A 455-nucleotide genomic window follows, 5' to 3' on the forward strand; every position below is an offset into this window, starting at 1 on the left:
CGGCGGTGGAGGTCCGCCCCCACGAGCTCCTGACCGACTCCGCGCTCTGCGCCCGGCTGGCTGGGTTCGACGCGCTCGTCCTGCCGCACCGCCACGGCACGCATTCGGGCTGGTTGGAGCTGTGCCGCGACCTGGGTCTGCCGCCGGTGATCCCCCGGGTCGGGTACCTGGTCGAGCAGTGGGGGCGCGGCGCGGGAACCTACGACCCCGCTCACCCCACCGCCGACTCGCTGCGCGGGGCTCTCCGCACCGCCCTCGACGGCCCGCCGGTGCCGCCGCGCCCTCCCGAGGCCGAGGACGCCGCCGTGTCCGCCGCCCACGCCGGGCTCTACCGCGCGGCCCTGGCCGCAGTTCGGTAGACACCCCGCCGCATCAGGTAGACAGGAATCGCGTTGGGACCCGCGCGTCGCCTGCACTGCGTCGACCGAATTCCGCGCCGCGTCGACCAAACGGGG

General features: G+C 75.8%; 1 pseudogene. It reads left to right on the top strand.

Features of this window, described 5'->3' with window-relative positions:
* Positions 1–359 (top strand): annotated as a pseudogene (locus B4M60_RS09175) (hypothetical protein); the annotation flags it as partial.
* Between the last annotated feature and the right edge of the window lie 96 nt (positions 360–455).

It is taken from the genome of Dietzia sp. UBA5065 (assembly GCA_002415925.1).
Classification (GTDB): Bacteria; Actinomycetota; Actinomycetes; order Mycobacteriales; family Mycobacteriaceae; genus Dietzia.